This window comes from Alkalibacterium sp. m-11, assembly GCF_054658155.1.
The window spans coordinates 1-948 of sequence record NZ_BAAGIR010000285.1; the positions used below are offsets into that span (position 1 = coordinate 1).

1 protein-coding gene is annotated in these 948 nt (G+C 47.7%); it reads left to right on the top strand.

All coding sequences use genetic code 11. From position 1 onward, the window contains the following. The coding region (locus ACYQ2O_RS12420) for a LysM peptidoglycan-binding domain-containing protein (protein ID WP_459796727.1) at nucleotides 1–948 on the top strand (948 nt) is incomplete at both ends.

Below are 948 nucleotides of genomic sequence, written 5' to 3' on the forward strand. Positions count from 1 at the left end.
TACGTGGGGACACCTTGTCACACATTGCCGTTGCAAACAACACGACCGTAGCTAACTTAAAACGTTTAAATAATTTAAGCAGTGACGTGATTCAAATTGGTCAACAATTGGTTGTAGGTGAAGCACAGGCAACACCGGCACCAGCGCCGACGCCAGCGCCAGCACCAACACCTGTGTCAAACCAAAGAACACATACGGTTGTACGTGGGGACACCTTGTCACACATTGCCGTTGCAAACAACACGACCGTAGCTAACTTAAAACGTTTAAATAATTTAAGCAGTGACGTGATTCAAATTGGTCAACAATTGGTTGTAGGTGAAGCACAAGCAACACCGGCACCAGCGCCGACGCCAGCGCCAGCACCAACACCTGTGTCAAACCAAAGAACACATACGGTTGTACGTGGTGACACCTTGTCACACATTGCCGTTGCAAACAATACAACGGTAGCTAACTTAAGACGGTTGAACAATCTAAGCAGTGACGTGATTCAAATTGGTCAACGATTGGTTGTGGGTGGAGCACAGGCAACACCGACACCGACACCGACACCGACACCGACACCTGTGTCAAACCAAAGAACACATACGGTTGTACGTGGGGACACTTTGTCGCATATTGCCGTTGCAAACAATACAACGGTAGCTAACTTAAGACGTTTAAATAATTTAAGCAGTGACGTGATCCGAATTGGTCAACGATTGGTTGTGGGTGGAGCACAGGCAACACCAACACCGGCACCAACACCAGCGCCAGCACCGACACCTGTGTCAAACCAAAGAACACATACGGTTGTACGTGGTGACACCTTGTCACACATTGCCGTTGCAAACAATACAACGGTAGCTAACTTAAGACGTTTAAATAATTTAAGCAGTGACGTGATCCGAATTGGTCAACGATTGGTTGTAGGTGGAGCACAGGCAACACCAACACCAACACCGA